Annotated in this window: 14 protein-coding genes; all 14 read right to left on the bottom strand. The window is 67.0% G+C overall.

What is annotated here, in order from left to right:
- Nucleotides 1-73: 73 nt before the first annotated feature.
- Nucleotides 74-1,369 (bottom strand): polysaccharide pyruvyl transferase family protein, encoded by a 1,296-nt coding sequence (locus tag BFF94_RS38000; RefSeq protein ID WP_246637420.1) that lies wholly within the window; start codon nucleotides 1,367-1,369, stop codon nucleotides 74-76.
- Nucleotides 1,370-1,405: 36 nt separating this feature from the next.
- Entirely contained in the window at nucleotides 1,406-2,626 is a 1,221-nt protein-coding gene (locus BFF94_RS38005) for a glycosyltransferase (RefSeq protein WP_246637421.1), read from the bottom strand.
- A complete protein-coding gene (locus BFF94_RS27565; protein ID WP_128842534.1) occupies nucleotides 2,623-4,995 on the bottom strand; it encodes a DUF4838 domain-containing protein in 2,373 nt (790 codons plus the stop codon). The genes BFF94_RS38005 and BFF94_RS27565 overlap by 4 nt, the downstream gene beginning before the upstream one ends.
- Nucleotides 4,995-5,822 carry a glycosyltransferase family 2 protein gene (locus tag BFF94_RS27570; RefSeq protein WP_128842535.1) on the bottom strand — a complete coding sequence of 276 codons (828 nt, stop codon included), beginning with the start codon at nucleotides 5,820-5,822 and terminating at the stop codon, nucleotides 4,995-4,997. The genes BFF94_RS27565 and BFF94_RS27570 overlap by 1 nt, the downstream gene beginning before the upstream one ends.
- A gap of 66 nt (nucleotides 5,823-5,888) precedes the next feature.
- A complete protein-coding gene (locus tag BFF94_RS27575) occupies nucleotides 5,889-6,959 on the bottom strand; it encodes a glycosyltransferase family 4 protein (RefSeq protein WP_128842536.1) in 1,071 nt (356 codons plus the stop codon).
- A 3-nt stretch (nucleotides 6,960-6,962) separates the two neighbouring features.
- The gene (locus tag BFF94_RS27580; RefSeq protein WP_128842537.1) at nucleotides 6,963-7,799 is read right to left on the bottom strand and encodes a glycosyltransferase family 2 protein; all 837 of its coding nucleotides are present in this window, start codon (nucleotides 7,797-7,799) and stop codon (nucleotides 6,963-6,965) included.
- A complete protein-coding gene (locus BFF94_RS27585) occupies nucleotides 7,796-9,022 on the bottom strand; it encodes a hypothetical protein (RefSeq protein WP_246637422.1) in 1,227 nt (408 codons plus the stop codon). Before BFF94_RS27585 ends, BFF94_RS27580 begins: the two co-directional genes overlap by 4 nt.
- Nucleotides 9,019-10,548 (bottom strand): oligosaccharide flippase family protein, encoded by a 1,530-nt coding sequence (locus tag BFF94_RS27590; RefSeq protein ID WP_128842538.1) that lies wholly within the window; start codon nucleotides 10,546-10,548, stop codon nucleotides 9,019-9,021. The genes BFF94_RS27585 and BFF94_RS27590 overlap by 4 nt, the downstream gene beginning before the upstream one ends.
- A complete protein-coding gene (locus tag BFF94_RS27595; protein WP_128842539.1) occupies nucleotides 10,532-12,763 on the bottom strand; it encodes a polysaccharide biosynthesis tyrosine autokinase in 2,232 nt (743 codons plus the stop codon). The genes BFF94_RS27590 and BFF94_RS27595 overlap by 17 nt, the downstream gene beginning before the upstream one ends.
- Before the next feature lie 32 nt (nucleotides 12,764-12,795).
- Nucleotides 12,796-13,956: a polysaccharide biosynthesis/export family protein gene (locus BFF94_RS27600; RefSeq protein ID WP_128842540.1), complete on the bottom strand. Its 1,161-nt coding sequence runs from the start codon at nucleotides 13,954-13,956 to the stop codon at nucleotides 12,796-12,798.
- A gap of 119 nt (nucleotides 13,957-14,075) precedes the next feature.
- Entirely contained in the window at nucleotides 14,076-14,477 is a 402-nt protein-coding gene (locus BFF94_RS27605) for a hypothetical protein (RefSeq protein WP_128842541.1), read from the bottom strand.
- Nucleotides 14,477-14,929 carry an arsenate reductase/protein-tyrosine-phosphatase family protein gene (locus BFF94_RS27610; RefSeq protein WP_128842542.1) on the bottom strand — a complete coding sequence of 151 codons (453 nt, stop codon included), beginning with the start codon at nucleotides 14,927-14,929 and terminating at the stop codon, nucleotides 14,477-14,479. The genes BFF94_RS27605 and BFF94_RS27610 overlap by 1 nt, the downstream gene beginning before the upstream one ends.
- Nucleotides 14,930-14,937: 8 nt before the next feature.
- Entirely contained in the window at nucleotides 14,938-16,308 is a 1,371-nt protein-coding gene (locus BFF94_RS27615) for an undecaprenyl-phosphate glucose phosphotransferase (RefSeq protein WP_128842543.1), read from the bottom strand.
- Between the two features lie 41 nt (nucleotides 16,309-16,349).
- Nucleotides 16,350-17,873 carry a mannose-1-phosphate guanylyltransferase/mannose-6-phosphate isomerase gene (locus BFF94_RS27620; RefSeq protein WP_128842544.1) on the bottom strand — a complete coding sequence of 508 codons (1,524 nt, stop codon included), beginning with the start codon at nucleotides 17,871-17,873 and terminating at the stop codon, nucleotides 16,350-16,352.
- Between the last annotated feature and the right edge of the window lie 957 nt (nucleotides 17,874-18,830).

Below are 18,830 nucleotides of genomic sequence, written 5' to 3' on the forward strand. Positions count from 1 at the left end.
ACTCGAGATGCTGCCGATCGACCACGCGAGCGCGATGCGCCGCGACGAATGGGGGAAATATCGTGGAAGCCGCTCACGAAGGCCGGATCGCATGGATCACCCCGCGCAGGTTCTTGCATGAAGCCTCCTTCACGCGTGGCAGTGCGGCGCGCACCTGGTCGCGAAGTTGCGGAAGCTCCGACACGAACCGGTCCAGTACCGCCGTCAGATGCGTGGCGCGCATGGCTTCCTCGGGCTTCAACAGAAAGGAGTCCGACAGGCCGAAATGACCGAAGAGCCCGTGGAACTTGTCCTGATAGGTCAGCGCCGCGACAGGCACCCCCATTCCAAGACTGGCAATCGCGAGATGCATGCGCCCGGTTACCACGCCGTCCACCTGCCCTGAAATGGCCTTCAGTTCCGCCGCCGACATCCTGGCGCGCGGGTAGCAAAGCCGCTCGCTCAGCGTCTCGGTCAAGGCGTGATGCAGCGGCTCGAGACAGGTATCGTCGCCGTCCCGGCCGCGATAGTCGTGGGACAGCAGCACGATGCTGACCCGACGATGCTCGGCGAGCGCGCGAATCGCGTCCCGCACCGACGCGACCAGCGCAGCGAGATCGGCGTCGCTGGCCCGACGGATCAGCATCGGGTGAAGATTGAATGCGATCACCGCGTCGCCGGCCGCGCGCCGCGATTCGACCCACGCCGCCGTCTCCCTGACGCAATCCGACGCGTCGTCCGGCTGAAGCATGAAGGCGGAATCCGCCACGAGCTCCGCGGGCGCGGAACTGAAACGCCTGAATCGATCGAGCGAGACGCCGTCGCGGACATTGACCAGCAGCCGGGCGTCGATTCGATCGAATGCGTGCCTCAGCTGCCTGTACGGCCGGCGGTTGAAGCTGAAGCCGAGAATCGTGCCGGACACGCCGCGCCTGACCAGCAGATCCGCCGTTGCCAGCAGCCGCAGCGACGTCATGGGCGAATAGTAGCCGTCCATCACGTCGGCGCCGATGACGACCACCGCGCTGGGTCGCAGTGCGGCGAGCCGTTCGACCGTGTCCGTCAGGCGCCATGGCTCGCGCCACGCGTCGACCGCATGAAAGCCGAGCCGGGTCGCGGCGTCCGCCGCCTCCGGCGTGGCCGTGACGACCGACACCTGCAACGCGTCGTTGGCAAGACGCAACCGGTCGACGACCGCGCGCAGCATCGCCTCGTCGCCTTTCGAGCCGACCAGCGTCCACGGATCGCACGGCAGTATCAGCAGATGGGCGCCGGGAGCGGCGTCGTTGCCCGCGGCGCATTGTGCGGCCTCGCGACGCCATTGCATGGTCAGTCGCTTGACATACAGCCACACGCGAAGCCTTTGCTTCAGATCGGCCAGTTTCGACATGTTCGATTCCCTCGAGTGGTTCGATGAATGCATCCGTCAAGCGTGCGCCGCGATCGGCAGCCGCCGCTGCAGCGTCTCGCGAAGCACGCGCAGCTGCGTTTCGTGCCACGCTCGCGCGGCATCGCGCGCCGCCGCACCCTGCGCGATACGATGCCCACGGTCCGTCGCGAGTTGGACGACCGCGTCCGAAAAACCCACAGGATCGTCGTCGGAGACGATGATCGCTCCGCGCAGATCGTGGACGGCGAGACCGCGCGCGCCCGTCCGCGTGGTGACGATCGGCACGCCGAGCGCCATGCTTTCGAGCAACTTGATGTTGATGCCCGTGCCGAGCAGCATCGGATTGATCGAGATCGGTGCGACGGCGAATGCGTCGCCGAGCTCGGCGACGGGGCCGCGCTTGACGATGGACGGCCCGTCCGGCACGGCCGCGGCGATCGTGCCGGCGAGATGCAGGCGAAACGCCGGCAGCCGGGCCACGATATGCGGCAGGATCTCGTCGACGAAGTACCTGACGGCGTCGCGATTCGGCTGGTTGTCGCTGCCGAGGAAAGTCGCGTCGGCATGCCCGGCACAGTCCACCTGCGGCGGAAACGCCAGCAAGTGGCTCAGAACCGCGACCGACGGTGTCTCGCCGCGGCCGAGGCGCGCCGCCAGCATGTCGCCCTCCTCGGCCTGGATGGCCAGCGCGACATGCGCACGGCGCAATCCATCGCACTCCCGTTCCGGCGGAATCGAAAACATGTAGCGTTTCGCGCCGGGGCGGCCGATGAACGGAACATGCCTGTCCGCAAAGATGTCGTGCGTGTCGATGACCTTGACGACCGTATCGGGAAACGCGTCGAGCGCGCGCGAATAGAAAACGTACTCGACAAACACGGCGTCGAACGCGTGGCGCTGCTGCAGCGCGCGCAACTGCGCGGAGAAGCGCTCGCTGAACAGTTCGTCGAGCCCCGTGTAGTACGCGTGCCGGCTGCCGGCCGCTTTCGCGGCGACGCGACGCACGAGCCACGCGACCCGCTTGAGTCGATACAGCGCCAATGCCAGGCCCGCGCGGCGCAGTATCGACACATGGTCTGTGCCGAACTCCTGGCGATGGGCTTCGAGGTCCATGCCGCCCGTCTGCCGCGCCTCGAGGTAGACGAAATGCACGTCGCAGCCGAGCGATTTGACCGCCCGGGCGAGATTCAGCACGCGACTGCGGTTGCCGGCGTTGACGGGAAACAGCGGAATGGGCGAAACGATGGCGACTTTCATGAGGCGTTTCCTTTGAGCGGAACCGACGGCAAAGTGCTGCCCGGCGCACGATGACGAATGGCGATGAAGGCACCCACGCGCACGGACTGTCCTCGCGCGAATCCGACGCCGTGGACATAGATGCCTTTCTCGTGATCGGCGTCATACGCGAACGGGCCGCCCGGGACAGGCAGCCACCGGAATCGCACGTCGTCGAGCGCGCGCGCTGGCGTATCGGTGCGCAGCGTCATCGGCGGGTATGCGCCCACCCGCACCGTCGCGGCGCCCGCACCGTCGCCGTCCGGCACACGCACCGACGCGTAAAGATCCCAGCGCCCGTCGCGCGGCAGCTTGTCGAGCTTGAGCTGGACCGCCCAGACGCCCGAATCGCCGCGTATGGCGATCGCGGCGCCGTCCGCCGCACCGGGGTCGGCCACCATGCGCGCACTGTCGTAGAGATTCGTGCGCGACACATCGATCGCGCGCCAGTCGCGGTCGGCAAGGCCCGCCACGAGCGGCGGCGCAACGACGGGATGCCGGTCGATATCGAGCAACGCGCCGAGTGCCGCGAGACTGCCGCTTTGCCGATACTGACGGACGCCCGCTGCCGCGATCGCCGCGTCGAAACGTGCGCGCCGCGCGCCGATATCGAGATCCCAGCCTTCCTTGGCGGCGCGCGCGGCGTAGCGGTCGCGCAGCGCCAGGATCACGAAATCGAGCGGCATGCGCGCCTGGCGCACGCGCGCGCTACGCACGGCATCCCCGTCGACCGCGCGGGCGGCCGCGTCGAAATCGCGTTCCGACTGGCGTACGAAGTCGTACGTGTACATCGACATGCCGAGCGGCGTCTGCTCGGCCAGCACGTCGCCGCTCGCGTGCAGCGCGGCGTGCATGCGGTCGATGTAGCGCATGACGGCCGGGGCGGCCGCGCCGTAATAGGCGTCGCAATAGGCGCGAACGAGCGTCTGCGGGTCGGCGGTCGGCGTCCAGAGCAGTCGTGCGATCAACCACACGCGCAGGCTCGCGAATTCGCCGCCGCGCGACTGCCAGTCGCCTTCCGCGAAGTAGCCATCGACGTTCGGCAACGTGGCGAGCCACGCGATGCTGCGGCCGACCGGATAGAGATTCGGCGTCGGCTGGATGTAGCCGCCGAAGTTCACGACGTGATCCCACACGGTGACGTGCCGTGCGATGTCGTTCCATTGCTTCAGGCCGTCGCGCAGCGACGCGTTACGGTCCTCGTTCAACGCGACGCTGTAATCGACCTGGATCGTCATCGGATACACGCGAACGTGATCCGGAACCTGCATGCCGTCCGGTGGCGTGAAACCCCAGTGATAGGCCGGCATCGCGAAACGCGCGCCGGGAATCTCGTCCCGGACCCGTGCCGACACGTCCCGCACCATATCGAGAAACGCCGCCGACGGCGCACCGCCGTGCGCATCGGCGAACGCGCGGCTGGCGGCGTCCAGGTCCCAGCCCCAGTCCATGTCGCGGATGCCGAACCAGATGCCGGCCGGGTCGCGGCGCCGCTTCAGGCGCTTCACGATCTCGGCCGCCATGACGGCGCGAACGTCGGGCGACATCATCGCGAGTTGCCCGCCGGCGTACCAGGCGGGGTGCGCGGCCGCATAACGGTCGTGCGGCACAAGGGTCCAGAAATCGGCATCGCCGTCCCGCGCGAGCCAGCCGTGATCCCACATGTCGATACCGGGCGGGGACGCGCGATACGACGTGCCGTGCGACTCGCCGTTCAGAAGGTTATGCGCGCGAAACGCCTTGTCCTCCCCTTCCGCGCTCAACACCTCCCGATACGCGAAGCGGGGAACCTGCCGGACGGGCGCCGAGTCGACGCGCAGCTCGGCCTGTTGCGGCACCTCCGTCGCATCGGGCGCGAGCCACTTCACGCCGAGCTTGCGGTCGAGCCACCAGTACGCGCCGAACAGCGTGCCGCGCGGGGCTTCGCCGGCAATGACGAGATCGCCGCCGCTGCGGCAGATGACGAAGCCGTCGCTGCCGAGCGGCGCCGCGCCGGCCGAACGGCATCGCTCCACCGCATGCTCCCCGCCGACGACAATGGCGGGCGCCGGGTCTTGCCCGTCGTCCGACACGGCAAACGGCGCGCCGCTGATCCGCGACAGGTAGTCTGCGATCTCGTCCGCCGCATGTCGCGTCACGGCATCCGCCGCACCGGCCCGCACGACATAGCGCGCGACGCCATCCTGCGCGAGCAGCACGCGCGGCGCGGCTGCCGGCGGGTTTCCGTCGGCTGCGCGCCGATCGTGCGACGGCGTCGCCGGCGGCGCGCAATCGCCACCGTGCGCGGCCATCGCACACAGTGCGGCGGTCGCGACACGCACGGCGACACGATACGACCGGATACGGTTCATTACCGCGCGATCCGGGAGATTCCGGGCGGCAACGACAGCGGCACGTGGAACTTGCGGTAGAACCGCCACAGGCTGCGCAGATGATGTCGTCCCACGCGCGAGACGGGGCTCGCCGCGGACTGCCGTTGATGTTCGTGCACGAGCGTGACGCCGGGCATGCCGAGCACGTGATAGCCGGCAAGCCAGGTCCGCGCGCACAGATCGACATCCTCCATGTAGAGGAAATACGATTCGTCCATGCCGCCGAGCGATTCAAACAGGTCGCGTCGCACCACGAAGCCCGTTCCCATCACCCATTCGGCATCGAACGGGCTGCCGCACGACCATGCATCGATCATCAGGTGCCGGGCCATCCGGTCGCGAAAGCGATCCGAGCGGCCGAGCGCGGTGCGTCGCGCGACGATGTCGAGCCAGCTGTAGAACCGTCGTGCCGAGTACTGGCGCCGGCCGTCGGGATACTGCAGGTCGAGCCCGACGAGCCCGGCCTCCGGCCGTGCCTCGAACAGATCCAGCACCTTCGCCAGCCCGTTCTCGCTGAAGCGCGTATCGGGATTGACCACCAGCACGTAGTCGCATCGGCAGGCGGCCATGCCGAAGTTCACGCCGGAGCCGAAGCCGCGATTGCATGCGGCGTGCAGCAGCCTGACGCCGCGCGGCAATTCGCGTCGCAACCGCGTGTACGAGTCGTCGGGCGACGCATTCTCGACGACGACGATGTCATCGGCGAGCGCAATGCGCAACGACGTCAATGACGCCACGCATCGTAGCGTCAGGTCGGGCGTGCCGTAATTGACGACGATGACGCTGATTCTTCCTTCGGTTTCCATCGTGATACCCCGCGCCGTGGTGGATTGTGTCGGCCGGTTTGCCCGGCTCTGTGCGTTGCGTGCGCGTCATGCCGACGCGCCGACCTGCTCGATGAGTCGCCAGAACTTTCGTGCCGATTGGTCCCAGTCGAACTGGCGGATCTGCTCCCGGCCTCGCGCGACGAGCCCATCGCGCCACACGGCCTCCGTGCCGAGCCGGCGCATGGCGACCGCAATATCGACGACCGACAAAGGGTCGACCAGCATCGCGGCGGCGCCCGCCACTTCCGGCATCGCCGATACGGTCGAGGTCAGCACGGGCACGTCGGATGCCATGGCTTCAAGGATCGGCAGGCCGAACCCTTCGTACTGCGATACGAACGAGACGAACAGCGCGCCCCGGTACAGTTTCGGCATCGCATCGTTCGGCAATACCCCCGCGAATACGAGTCCGTCAGCGCATCGGTGCTGCGCGGCGTGCGCAAGCAGCGACGGATCGGGTTCGCCGGTCAGCATCAGACGCACGCCGAGCGGCAACAGGCCGCTCGCGCCGAACGCCTCGATCAGCCGATGCAGGTTCTTGTAGTTGCGCCGGTTGCCCGGGTAGAGCACGTACGGAAACGGATAGCCGAGCGTGTCGCGGTTGCGCCGGTACGCAGCGTCGGTGCCGTTGTGGATCACGTGAACCCGCTCCGGCGGCATGCCCGACCAGCGGAGGAATTCGTCGCGCGTGAACGCGGAGACGCAGACGATCGCACTGCAACGCCGGTACAGCGGCCGGAGCACCGTGTCGTAGTACAAGCGGTGCGCGCGCGTGTAGAAGTGGCGATGCGTGAGGTCGTGCACCACGACGACCGACGGGCAGCCGGGCAACGCGGCCGGGACGAACCCGGGATTCCAGAACACGGCGTTGCGCGACGGCAGCCGCCTCAGCGCGCGACCCAACGCGAGCGGCGACAGCGGGTGCGCGACCCCGCCGCCGATCGGCAGCGGATCGATGCGGACGGTCGAAGGCGCGCGCTCGGCATAGGCCGCCATCACGTTGTAAATGCCGGTTCCGACCGGCCAGCGCGTGTCGGCATAGACCGTGAGGGGCGCGCGTTCAGCGCGGTCGGCGTGCTCGTCACGTTCCGTCGATGCGGAGAAGATCGTGCTCATCGTTCAGTCCATCCAGCCAAGCAGCCGATGCGACGCGGCGATCCAGTAATACTTCGCACGCCGGGGATTGCGGCGCACGCACGACAGCACGCAGCCGGCGACAGGCCGCGCGATCATGTAAAGGACGTACGCGAGCGGATAGCGATTGATGCGCAGCACATGCCCGAACCCGCGGTTGTAGCGCCGCCCGCGTGCATACGCATGCTCGTCGAGCACGGCGAGCGGTTCAGGATGATGGACGCGCAGATGCGGGTCGTAGTCGATCCGGCACCCCGCCTGCAGCGCGCGCACGAGAAAGTCCACCTCTTCCCCCGCGCCCCAGCGGCTGGTCGCGCCCACGCCAAGATCGACGTCGAACTGCCCCGCCGCACTCACGGCGGACCGGCGCAGGAAGATCGTGTACGACGTCGCGCACACCCATACGTTGAAGCGGTTCACGGTCTGCGCCGAGGTTGCCCACCGCCCTTGCGACGGCCGGCCCGCGGCGTCGATGCTCATGCCGGTCACGCCGTCGAGCATCCTGTCGGCGGACAGGCGCGCCGCGACCGCATGGAGCGTCCCGGGCCGATACCAGCAATCGTCGTCGGGGAACCCGACCACGTCGCCCGTCACGGCCTTCAGCCCGACGTTCGTCGCCCGCGACTTCCCCTTCTCCGATCTCAGGTGAACGATCGTCAGCCGGTCGCGATACCGGTCGACGATCCGCTCGACCCGGTCGTCCGGGTTCTGGTCGACGACGATGACTTCGAGGTCGGCGTAGGCCTGCAGCAGCAGCGAATCGAACATGCGCTCGATCTCGTCGCTACGGCCGAGCGTCGCCATGATGAGGGAGAATTTCATCGAGTGTGTCCGGACGGGAAGAAGGATCGGGGCCGCAGGACGCACGGCGCGGTGCGCGCTGTCCGGCGGGCCGCCCGCGGAGCGAAGGCGAACGACGCGAGATAGCCGACGAACAGGTACGACGTTTCGCTCTGGTGCATCGGGTTGATCAGCGACCATGCCGCGATCGGCGCGAGCATGACCATCGCGCGACGGCCCTGGCCGAGACCGGCGAAGAACACGGCCCACGCGAGCAGCCCGATCGGGCCGGCGACCAGCATCAGGTCCAGCGGTGCGCAGAAGACGGCGCTCGTGCCCTCGCCGAGCCCGCGGACGGCGACGGCCGAGTGCGAGAAGTAATGCTCGACGAAGCCGAAGCCGTGGCCGATCCAGTCGCGGCCGACCAGCTTGATCGATTCCGTGAACGCAAGCCCGCGCTCCTGTTGCAGCCGGACCTGAAGCTGGTCGCCGGTCAGTTCGCGCGTGAACATGTACAGATAGAACCCGGCCCCGGCGGCCATCGTCAGCACTTTCGCGAAAAAATGGCCGCGCACCTGGAGCAGGATCACGATCGCGCATGCGATCAACACCGTCTTCGATTCGCTCAGCAGCGTCACGACGAGTGCGAGCGCAACGAATTTCACGACGTCGGGAATGCGGCGCGGCGACTGAAGGAAGCAGGCGTACGCGGTCAGGAAGAAAAACGCGGCAAACCAGTTCCGCTCCTTGAACGAACCGTGAATCGCGTTCTGCATGAAATCGACCTTCTCGTACAGCACCGGAACGTCGAAATACTGCAGCGCGTACTGAAACGCCAGGAACCCGGTAATCGCGACATAGCCGAACGGCAACGGCCGCAGGCGCGCCCGCGCGCCGTAATAGCGGCCGATCAGATAGAACGCCGGCATCACGAACACGAATTTCAGGATCTGCTCGGCCGCCTTGAAGTGCGGATAGCCGGACAGGAACGTCGTCGACAGCGCGGCGCCGACAAACAGCGCAAAGGTCCAGATTTCCCATGCGCCGACGGGGATCCGGCGCCGCACCAGCAGCACCGGCAGCACGAGCACCGCGAACAGCTGACCGAGTTGCGCGCCGCCGATCTTCAGGAACTGGATCGAATTCAGCAGCAGCAGCGCGAGCAATACGCTGTCCGCGAGGTCGAAGCGCACATGCGGTCCGACAGCCGCCGAATCGGACGACGGCGCACATTGCCGCGGCACCTGCTGGACGAGGCGGCTCATGTCCCTTTCCTCGCGTCACGCAATGCGATCAGTATCGACACGGTCTGCCGGGCGGCCTGACGACGCAACGTCCAGGTTGCGCCGACATAGGCGGCGCCGAAGCAGACGATCAGCAGCGGCAACCTGACCATGACCGGCACGCCGCCGAGGTGCGCGCCAAGCCGTGCGACGATCAGCGCGCAGCCGAGCGCGATCAGATACGGCGGCACCAGCCGACCCAGCAGGCGGCCGGGATCGACCGACAGCTCGACGGCCACGGCGCCGAAGCTGAGCGGCGTGACGAACAGCACGGCGCCGACATACAGCCACGCCAGCCCGGCGACGTCGTGCGACGGCAGGCAGACCATCGCGCCCAGCACCAGGACGAGCTTGACGACCGTCAACCACATCGTGACGTTCGGCCGGCCGCGTGCCGACAGGAATGCGCCGTTGACGAACTGGACCGTCTGAATCGCGCCGAGCCCCATCAGGGGCGTCATGATCGCGGCGCTGCCGGCCCATCGGGCGCCGAACAGCGCGGTCGTGATGTCTTGGCTCAACACCGCCATCAGGACGAACAGCGGTGCCGCGGCCATCGCGGCAAGCCCCGTGACGTCGAGGTAGGTGGACGCCATCTTCCCGGCGTCGTGCGCGACCCGCGACAGCACCGCGAGCGCGACGTCGGTCGCGGCACGGCACAGCAGTTCCAGCGCCGTCTGGTAGAGTCTCGCGCCGATCGCGTAGATGCCCAGCCCGGCCGCGCCGTACAGCGCGACGACGATCAGGTCCACGGTTCGCGTCGCACACCAGTCGAGCAGCCTCGACGCGACGACGTGACCGCCGAAACGCGCAATGGGCCAGAACGTCGACGCGTTCCGGCGGCCGCACGGACGCCAGACCGGTCTGCGCCAGAGCCAGAGCGCGGACATCGTCATGAAGGCCCCCGCCTGCGCGATCAGGCTCCACGCACCGGCGCCCGCGATCGCCAGCGCGACCGCGACGGCGCCCGCGACGCTCACCGAAGCGAGTTGACGCATGGCCAACGTACGGAAATCCAGCCGCCGCTTGTACAGCCCCTCCTGGAATGCACTCGCCGAGCCGATCGGAACGAACGCGCAGGCCACCCGCAGATACGGCGCCAGGCCGGGTACGCCCAGCCAGGTTTCAACGTGCCCGGCGAAGGCGAACAGCGCGGCTGCGAGCACGACCGCCATGCCGATCGAGAACACGAACGGCCATTCGAGATCGTCGTCGTCGAGCGACGCGCGCTGAACCAGCGCGTCGCTGAGGCCGCCCTCGGCGATCATCAGGACCAGCGACAGCGACAGCGTGACCGCGGCCGCGAGTCCGACATCGGCCGGCCCGAGCCAGCGCGCGACCAGCAGATACGTGACGAGCGTGACCAGCTTGCCACCCCATGCCTGCACCAGGGCCCACGCAAGGCTTCGCGCCGTGCGCGTACCGAGCCGCTCGCCGCCGTGCGGCGCGACGTCGGTCGCGGCACGCAGCACGATGTCGCGCATCGCGGGCTCAGTGCTCGGTTTCATACGCGTATTTCCCTTCGCCGTACGCCCCGTAGACGGCCTGACGGCGCGGCACGTCGTTCAGCACGACGCCGCTGATCGCGATACCGGCGTTGCGCAGGCGACGCTCCGCCTCGCGGATCTCCGGCATCGAACTGCGGCCATGCCGGACGCACAGCAGCGTCGTGGCGCCGTGGCGGCCGATGGTCGCCGCATCGTGCAGCGCGAGGATCGGGGCCGTATCGACGATGACGATGTCGTAGAGACGCGACGCCGTGTCGAGCAGCATCTTGAAGCGGCCGTCGTTGAACAGCTCCGACGTGCGCGCGACAGCACCGCGCGCCAGCACGTCGACGCCGGCGATCGCCGATCGCTGGACGCCGCGCTCGAGCGCGCCGCTCGCGATCGCGTCGGGCAGACCCGGCGCCGCCGGCAGCCCGAAGTGACGATGTGCCTGGCCGCGGCGGATATCGGCGTCGATCAGCAGCACGCGCTTGCCGCCCGACGCGAACAGCGACGCCAGATTCGCGCAGAGGAACGATTTGCCCGCATTGGGCTGCGGGCTCGTCACCATGATCGCGTTATGCCCCGACTCGGACATCGTGAACTGCAGCGTCGTGCGCAGGCTGCGGATCGCGTCGACGGTCACATCCTCGGGAATTTCCGATGCGAGCACATGCGCGCCCTGTCCCGCCCGTTGCCGGTTTCGCACGAGGCGTTGCTGCTCCCGGCTATGCGGCACCACCGCATAGACCGGCACGCCTAGCGCCTGCTCGAGATGCTCGGAGTGCTCGACGCGGCCCCACACCGCCCGCTGCGCGAACGGGGCGGCCACGCCAAGGGCAATCCCGAGACACAACGACAGCGCGACCAGCAGCAGGCGCTTGGGCTTGACCGGCTTCACCGGCAGGACCGGCAAGTCGACGGCCCGGACATTGCCGATCTCGCTTCGCTTGGCGATCTCGAGCTGTTGTCCCGTGTTCAGCAGGTTCGTATACAGCTCGGTGTTGACGCGTACGTCACGCAGCACGCCGAGGCCTTCCCGCTCCGTATCGGGCAACCTGGCTTCGCGTGTCCTCAGTTCCTTCGCCTTGCCCGCCAGCTCCGCCAGGTTTTCGTCGAGCGCCTGCACGGCCGGATGGCCGTCGGCAAACCGCGCGATCAGGTCGACGCGCTTTTGCTGGAGTTCGAGCTTGCGCGTCTCGAGGTCCACTTCCTGACCGAGCAGCAGCTTGCCCTGTTCGTCGAGGTCGACCGTGCCCGTGCGCGCGCGAAACGTCGCGTATCTGTCCTCGGCGTCCTTCAGCGCTTTCATGACCGTCGGCATGCTGCTCTTGAGCGATTCCAGCGTCGCGGCGGCCTCTTCGCTCCGATACTCCTTGTTCTGCTGAACGTAGCCGTCCACCACGGCCCGCAGGATGTCCCTGATGCGCGTCCGGTCGTCGCCCTCGAGCGTGACGGTCAGGATGCCGGATTGCTTGGCCTTTTCCTCGACGGTCAGATCATCCTGTAGCTGGGAAACCGCTTCGAGCTGCGGGATACGCTTGAGCCGAAACGCCGTGCCCGGGCGGGCATCGAGGGCGGCAACCAGCAGCGTCAGCGGCTGCGCCTTGTACTGCCCGTGCGCCGGCACGCCGACCTCGCCTTTCAGCACGACGTCACCGTCCTCGTCCCTGACCACGTAGCGGCCCCCGCCTTCGGCGGTCACGTCGAACCAGAGCCCGTCCAGCACGTCGATGCCGTCGTGGCTTTTCTTGCCGGCCGTCTCGAACGTGACGACGTTGAATCGCTCGCCGCCCCAGGCAAACCGCGACAGCCCCCAAAGCGGCTGCGCCACGCCGTCGTCCCGATAGCGACGGGCGAGCCAGCGGCCGATCAACGGGACATAGCGCGGCTCGGCAATGATGTTGAGATGCTGCTTCGTGACGACCGAGTCGATCACCATGCGCGCGCGCACGAGTTCGAGTTCGGCCGCGGTCGTGCTTCCGTTGTCGAGCAACGCAGCGATGTCGTGCAGCGGCGAATTGCCTGCCGTCGTCGATTCGTTGACCTGGATCGTCGCGTCGACACGATAGACCGGTGTCGCGAATACGACATACAGCAGCCCCAGCAGGAACACGCCTGCCGCGATGCCCAGCACCATGCGCCACCGGGCCAGCACGATGTCGACGTAGGACGAAAGGGGCGCCTCGTCATACAACGCCGCGTCGTACAGCCGTGCTTCGGAAAGGTCGGTCATGGCAAATCCAGTGTCTATCGGGGTCCGGCGGTTCATTTCGCGACCAGCGCGCCGGTCATGCCGGCATTGATGGCGGGCAACAGCAGCGACAGCACGCGGCTGAGCCGGACGAGCCCGTTGCCGTCGACATAGACGACGTCCTTCGGGGCCAGCCGGAAGTCGTTCGCGAGCACCATCGCAACCGGCGACTTCGCATCGAGATGAAACACGTCGGGGGTACTCGAACCGCGCCCGCGAATCACGTAGACCTGCGCCGTGTCGGCGGTGCCGTTGTTGAAGCTGCCGGCTTGCTGCAACGCATCGCCGAGCGTCAACGAGCCATCGCGGAGCGGCAGCGCGAGCGTCGGCTTCGCGACCTCGCCCATGACGAACGCACCGTTGTCCTCGCGCGACTGCACTCTCAGCACGTCGCGGTTGCGCAGCAGGATGCGGCTCGGGTCGATACGTCGTGCGACGAGCTCGGACAGGTTCAGTACGTAATGCTCGTCGCCGCGCATCAGCTCGATGCGGCTTCGATCAGCCGTGGGCTGAAGCCCGCCCGCGCGATCGATCGCCTCGATCAGCGTCATCGGCACGTCGTTGATCGGCTGGACGCCCGGACTGCGCACCTCGCCTTCGACGTAGACCTGCTGGCTGCGATACGACGTGACGCGCACGGTGACTTGCGGGTCGCGGAAGGTTTTCGTCAACGCGACACGGAACGCATCGCGCACCTCGGTCGTCGTTTTGCCGGAGACCGGGAGCGTGCCGACATAGGGAAACTGCACGCTGCCGGTTTCATCGACGACAAAGCCGCTGACGGGGTCGCTCTGCCGTTGCGTCGACGACGACTGGCTCGTCGGCGCCGCCGCGGAAAGTTCGGGGTGGTCCCACACCGTGATCTGCAACACGTCGCCGGCGCCGATCCGATAGCCGACCTTCGCGCGCTCGCGCAGCAGCGCGTCGACGTGCCCGGTCGCTTCGCTGTCGTCGCGCAGCGATTTCAGCAGGTTGACGTCGATTTCCCGAATCGGCACATCGAGCGACTGTGCCGGTTCGCCGTTGCGCGCACTGGCCACCGGCAATTCCTGCGAACCGGTCATCCGCATGCCGGGCGCGACGGCACATGCCGTCAGGAACACGGACAGCACGAGCGGGGCCAGCGTGCGGCCCCGTCTGCTCCCGGTCGATGTGTCGTCAAACAAGTTGCCCATTGCTGCCTCGTGTGTCGCGCTATCGTCAATTCCGTCCGTGGCACCCTGCGCACGGCCGTTTTCATTTCGTCGCGTGATGGGGCCGCTCGCTTCGCCCCCATCCCGTGCTGCCCGACCGATCACCATGACGCACCCGACCAGGGCGGCTCCATGCCCGGCCAACCGCCTGTCGCGGTGTCGTTCCCGCCGCGTTGCCGAATCCGGACGCGTGGCACGCCATGCGTGCGATGCACCGCCGGCATGCCCAGCGCGTCGATCGACAGCGCGCGCATCTGCCGCTCGATCGGCAGCGGCGCGTAGTTGCCGGCCGACGGTGCCGAGACGCCCGGCTCGATCGCCGGCTTCGCGGTCGACCCTCGCCACGGATTCGACGTTCGGGACGCGGTATCCGCGAGATCCGCGAGATCCGCGATCCGCCGCGGCGCGTTCGTCGCAGGGCGCGCGGCCGGCGCACTGCCCTGCGCAGCCGACGCACACGACAGGCCGATGAGCATGGCGAGTTGACCGACGTGGCGTCGCATCAGCAGTGCTCCCGTGCGATAGCCGCGGGAATCCGCGTGATCCAATGCGCCACCGCGTGCTGGATGTGGCTCGCCACGGCGTCGAACACTTCCGCCGGCTTGCCGACCGGATCCGCGATATCGCGTTTCGCGGCGTGGTCGAGCTGGAATACGCGACCGCGCGCGAACGGATAGCGGCGCTCGATCTCTCGGCATTGCACGAGCGTCATCGCGAGGATCAGTTGCGAGGTGCGCACGTGGCCGAGATGCACCGGTTGCGCGATATGCGACGTGATGTCGAAGCCGCGTTCGCGCATGACGTCGATTGCCGCCTGCGCGGCCGGACGGCCGGCCAGCGCGATCAGTCCCGCGCACCGCACCTGCACGGACGGCAGTGCGCGTGCCAGCATCACGCTCGCCATCGGGCTGCGGCATGCGTTGCCGTCGCAGACGACCAGAATGCGTTCGATCATGGCCGGGCTCAGTAGGCGTTCGGATGGACGAAGCCCTTCAGCACCGTGGCGGCGACAATCTTCATGTCGAGCCCGAAGGACCAGTTGCGCAGGTAATAGAGGTCGTGCTGGACACGGCCGACCATCTTGTCGAGGTGATCCGTCTCGCCGCGATAGCCGTTGACCTGCGCCCATCCGGTGATGCCCGGCTTGATCCGGTAACGATGGATGTAGCCCTCGACGAGCGGCCGGTACAGATCGTCGTGCTCGATGGCGTGCGGTCTCGGCCCGACGACCGACATGTCGCCGCGCAGCACGTTGAAGAATTGCGGCAACTCGTCGAGGCTGGTGCGACGCAGGAAAGCGCCGACGCGCGTGATGCGCGCGTCGCCGCGTGTTGCCTGGCGCACGATGCCGGCCTGTTCGGCGTGCACGCGCATCGTGCGGAACTTGTAGATCGTGAACTCGCGGCCGTCGGCACCTTTCCGATGCTGCGTGAACAGCACCGGGCCCGCGGACGACAGCTTGACCGCCAGCGCGATCACGCCAAGCAGCGGCGCCAGCGCGACAAGCGCCGCCGCAGCGAATACCCGGTCGAACAGCGCTTTCTGCATCAATGCGCGATGCGACATCGGCGATGCAACGAGGTTGATCGCCGGCATGCCGACGAGATCCATCATCGTTCCGCCGAGCAACGCGATACTGCACATGTCCGGCATGAAACGGATATTGATCAGATCGTCGCCGAACGTCTTCAGCACGCGCCGGATCGTCCGTTCCTCGGAGATCGGCAATGCGAGCCAGATTTCCGTCGCGGCTTCGGCGCGCACTGCTGCGGCGAACTCGGCGAAATCCGCGATCGCCGGGATGATGCCGTTGGACGACCCCGCGGGATCGTGGAGCACGACCGGGCGAAACCCGCTTGCGGGGGACAGCGCGATCGTTTCGATCACACGCACCGCATGCGCGCCGCTTCCGACGATCGCCACCTTGCGAAGATTCAGGCCGGCATGCCTGACGTGCGCGAGCATCGAATAGGCGACCAGGCGGATGACGATGAATCCGCATCCCGCGAGGCCCGTCCAGTAGACGAACCACAGCCGCGACACCTGATCGGCGCGATGCATCGCGAACAGCAGCACGAGGTTGCATGCCTGCACGGTGACCCATGCGGCACTGATGCGGCTGATCATCGCGATCCACGATCGCCCGCGCCACGACTGATACACCTGGAATGCCGGAAAGACGGCGAGCGTCAGCATCGCGACAAACGGGACGACCATCGGGTCCGGTCGGCCGAGCGAATCGTCATCGAACCGCACATGCGATGCGGCAGCCGCTCCCAGCACGACGACGAGGGCATCGAGCAGGCGCGCAACAATCGACTGAACTCCGAACATGGATCTTCTCCCGGCAGCGCACGGTGGCGCCGCATTTGCCGTCAAACGCGTCCGTATGCATCGTCGAAGCGCACGATGTCGTCTTCCCCGAGATAGCTGCCGGTCTGCACTTCGATGATTTCCAGCGGCAACCGCCCCGGGTTTTCAAGGCGATGCCGCACGCCGATCGGGATGTAGGTCGACTCGTTTTCGCCGAGCAGGAATTGCTCGTCGCCGCGCGTGACGGTCGCGGTGCCTTTCACGACGGTCCAGTGTTCGGCGCGATGGTGGTGCATCTGCAGCGACAATCGCGCGCCAGGGTCCACCACGATCCGCTTGACCTGAAAGCGTTCGCCGCGGTCGACCGAGTCGTACCAGCCCCACGGGCGCCGCACGAGCCGGTGCGTCTCGGCTTCCGCGCCATGCTCGGCCTTGATCCTGGATACCAGCGACTTGACGCCCTGGACGTGCTGCCGGTTCACGACCAGCACGGCATCGGGGGTCTCCACCACGGCGAGGTTGCTGACGCCGACGCACGCGACAAGTCGGCCTTCCGAATGGGCAAAGCAGCCGGCCGCGTCCTCGAACATCACGCGGCCGCGCCCGGCGTTGCCGTCCCGATCCTTGTCGAGGGCAGCCCAGACGGCATCCCACGACCCGAGATCGGACCAGCCCGCATCCAGCGGAACGGCAACGGTCACCGGCGGTTCGGCCATCGAGGACAGCCGCTCCATGACCGCGTAGTCGATCGAATCCGACGGGCACGCGGCGAATGGCTCCGCGGCCGGGCGAAAGCAGCCGCCATCGGCATTGCCATCGCGGATCGCGGCAACGCACGCCGCGTAGATATCCGGTGCAAGTCCTTCGATCGCGCGCAGCCAGACACTCGCGCGGACCACATAAATTCCGCTGTTCCACAAATGGGATCCCGACGCGACGTATTGCGCCGCGATTTCCGGTGCCGGCTTCTCCACGAACGCATCGAGCTGGTAGCCGCCCGCGACACCCTCCAATGCAAGCGGAAAGCCGGTACGCAGATAGCCGAAACCGGAATCGGCATGCGTCGGGCGGACGCCGAGCGTCGCCACGCACCCCAGTAGCGCGTAGCGCAATGCCGTTTCCATCGCGCGTTCGAATCCGGACGTGTCGTGAATCGCGTGATCGGCCGGCATCACGACCAGTACGGCGTCCCCGTGCTCGGCCCGCGCGAGCACGGCCGCGAGGGTCATCGCGGGCGCCGTATCGCGACGCGCCGGCTCGACGACCACCCGCGCGCGAAGCTCGCTCGCCGCGAGCTGCCGCACCGTGACGTGCCGATGCCCATCGCCGCATACGACCTGCGCATGGGCCAGGTCGAATTTCGTACCGAGCCCGCTCACCCTGCGCAGCGTCGATTCGAGCAGCGTTTCCTCGCCGACGAGGTGCGTGAGTTGCTTCGGGTGCTGTTCGCGGGACATGGGCCACAGCCTGGTTCCAGCTCCGCCGGCCAGGACCACCGGCACAACCGCGCATGCGGCGACGTGGCGGCGATCCTGCGCCCCAGGCTCGGCACGGCACGAAACGTCGACGAACTCGATTGCGCTCATTTCATGGACTCCTAATCACACGATTTTTACGCACGCGATGAACCCTCGGCACTGCCCCGCTTTCGGTGCTTCGCGCCAATCACCTCGCGGACGGACATTCCCGGCTGACACCGGGCGTGCTCCGCCCTCGGTATCCCGATGCATCGAAAACATTCATCCAGGACGTCATTCGTCCATCGATGAATCAATTGATAACTACGCATTCCTATATGAAATGGAACGCGCCTTTATCGAACGACCGGTTCAATTCCCGCCGGGAATCCAGGCGATGGACGAACTGCCGGTTGCTTGGGCGCGCGCCCCCGCGCCGATGCATGGGCGCCGCAAGGACGTATCTGCACCGTCCGGTATGGCAATGGGAATGCCGCGCACGAGCCACGCTGAATGGGTTGGCACATGGACGCGATTTAGCAAATGAATGCCCGGAATCGACCGCTTCGCCCCCGCGTCGCGTCCGGATATCGGAATGTGGATTTGATTCATGATCGGTCTAATGTTTTGGTTATTAACTACTTCGGCATATGACATTCATCGCACGATCCGTGCCACCGAGGCCTGCTGTCTTGCTGCAGCGCGGAAAATCCTCGATAAACCAATGACCTAGGTCTGGAAACGGAAAGGTATGAATAAATCGAAATAATCCTGTGCAACGTTTGCGCAACGGCAGCGTTCGTACACGTTACGTAACGACACGCCGTAACGCGCGTCAGCCATAGACGGTATCCGGGAGGGGCAGATCGCTGCCATGTGCGGGGTAACCCGGGAATCTCGGCTTTACCGCCGATAGGCGCATTGCTCTTCCGCGTGCGGGCTTGACGGTGCGAGTCCGAGGCAGAGCCAGTGGGCGGTCGGTCGGTCGAAAACCCTCGACCGATTTCGTTGCCGACATGCGGGTGAGTACGTGCGCAAAGCCGCGTCGAATGCATCCGCAGCCGCTTTCGCTGCCGTCAACGCTCC

Source organism: Burkholderia catarinensis, from assembly GCF_001883705.2.
Taxonomy (GTDB): domain Bacteria; phylum Pseudomonadota; class Gammaproteobacteria; order Burkholderiales; family Burkholderiaceae; genus Burkholderia; species Burkholderia catarinensis.

Bases quoted from the DNA above. Each gene is read 5' to 3' on its own strand.
- BFF94_RS27575 (WP_128842536.1), bottom strand. From the start codon at position 6,959: ATGAGCACGATCTTCTCCGCATCGACGGAACGTGACGAGCACGCCGAC.
- BFF94_RS27610 (WP_128842542.1), bottom strand. From the start codon at position 14,929: ATGATCGAACGCATTCTGGTCGTCTGCGACGGCAACGCATGCCGCAGC.
- BFF94_RS27600 (WP_128842540.1), bottom strand. From the start codon at position 13,956: ATGGGCAACTTGTTTGACGACACATCGACCGGGAGCAGACGGGGCCGC.
- BFF94_RS38000 (WP_246637420.1), bottom strand. From the start codon at position 1,369: ATGTCGAAACTGGCCGATCTGAAGCAAAGGCTTCGCGTGTGGCTGTAT.
- BFF94_RS27565 (WP_128842534.1), bottom strand. From the start codon at position 4,995: ATGAACCGTATCCGGTCGTATCGTGTCGCCGTGCGTGTCGCGACCGCC.
- BFF94_RS27590 (WP_128842538.1), bottom strand. From the start codon at position 10,548: ATGAAACCGAGCACTGAGCCCGCGATGCGCGACATCGTGCTGCGTGCC.
- BFF94_RS27615 (WP_128842543.1), bottom strand. From the start codon at position 16,308: ATGTTCGGAGTTCAGTCGATTGTTGCGCGCCTGCTCGATGCCCTCGTC.
- BFF94_RS27605 (WP_128842541.1), bottom strand. From the start codon at position 14,477: ATGCGACGCCACGTCGGTCAACTCGCCATGCTCATCGGCCTGTCGTGT.
- BFF94_RS27580 (WP_128842537.1), bottom strand. From the start codon at position 7,799: ATGAAATTCTCCCTCATCATGGCGACGCTCGGCCGTAGCGACGAGATC.
- BFF94_RS27595 (WP_128842539.1), bottom strand. From the start codon at position 12,763: ATGACCGACCTTTCCGAAGCACGGCTGTACGACGCGGCGTTGTATGAC.
- BFF94_RS38005 (WP_246637421.1), bottom strand. From the start codon at position 2,626: ATGAAAGTCGCCATCGTTTCGCCCATTCCGCTGTTTCCCGTCAACGCC.
- BFF94_RS27570 (WP_128842535.1), bottom strand. From the start codon at position 5,822: ATGGAAACCGAAGGAAGAATCAGCGTCATCGTCGTCAATTACGGCACG.
- BFF94_RS27620 (WP_128842544.1), bottom strand. From the start codon at position 17,873: ATGAGCGCAATCGAGTTCGTCGACGTTTCGTGCCGTGCCGAGCCTGGG.
- BFF94_RS27585 (WP_246637422.1), bottom strand. From the start codon at position 9,022: ATGAGCCGCCTCGTCCAGCAGGTGCCGCGGCAATGTGCGCCGTCGTCC.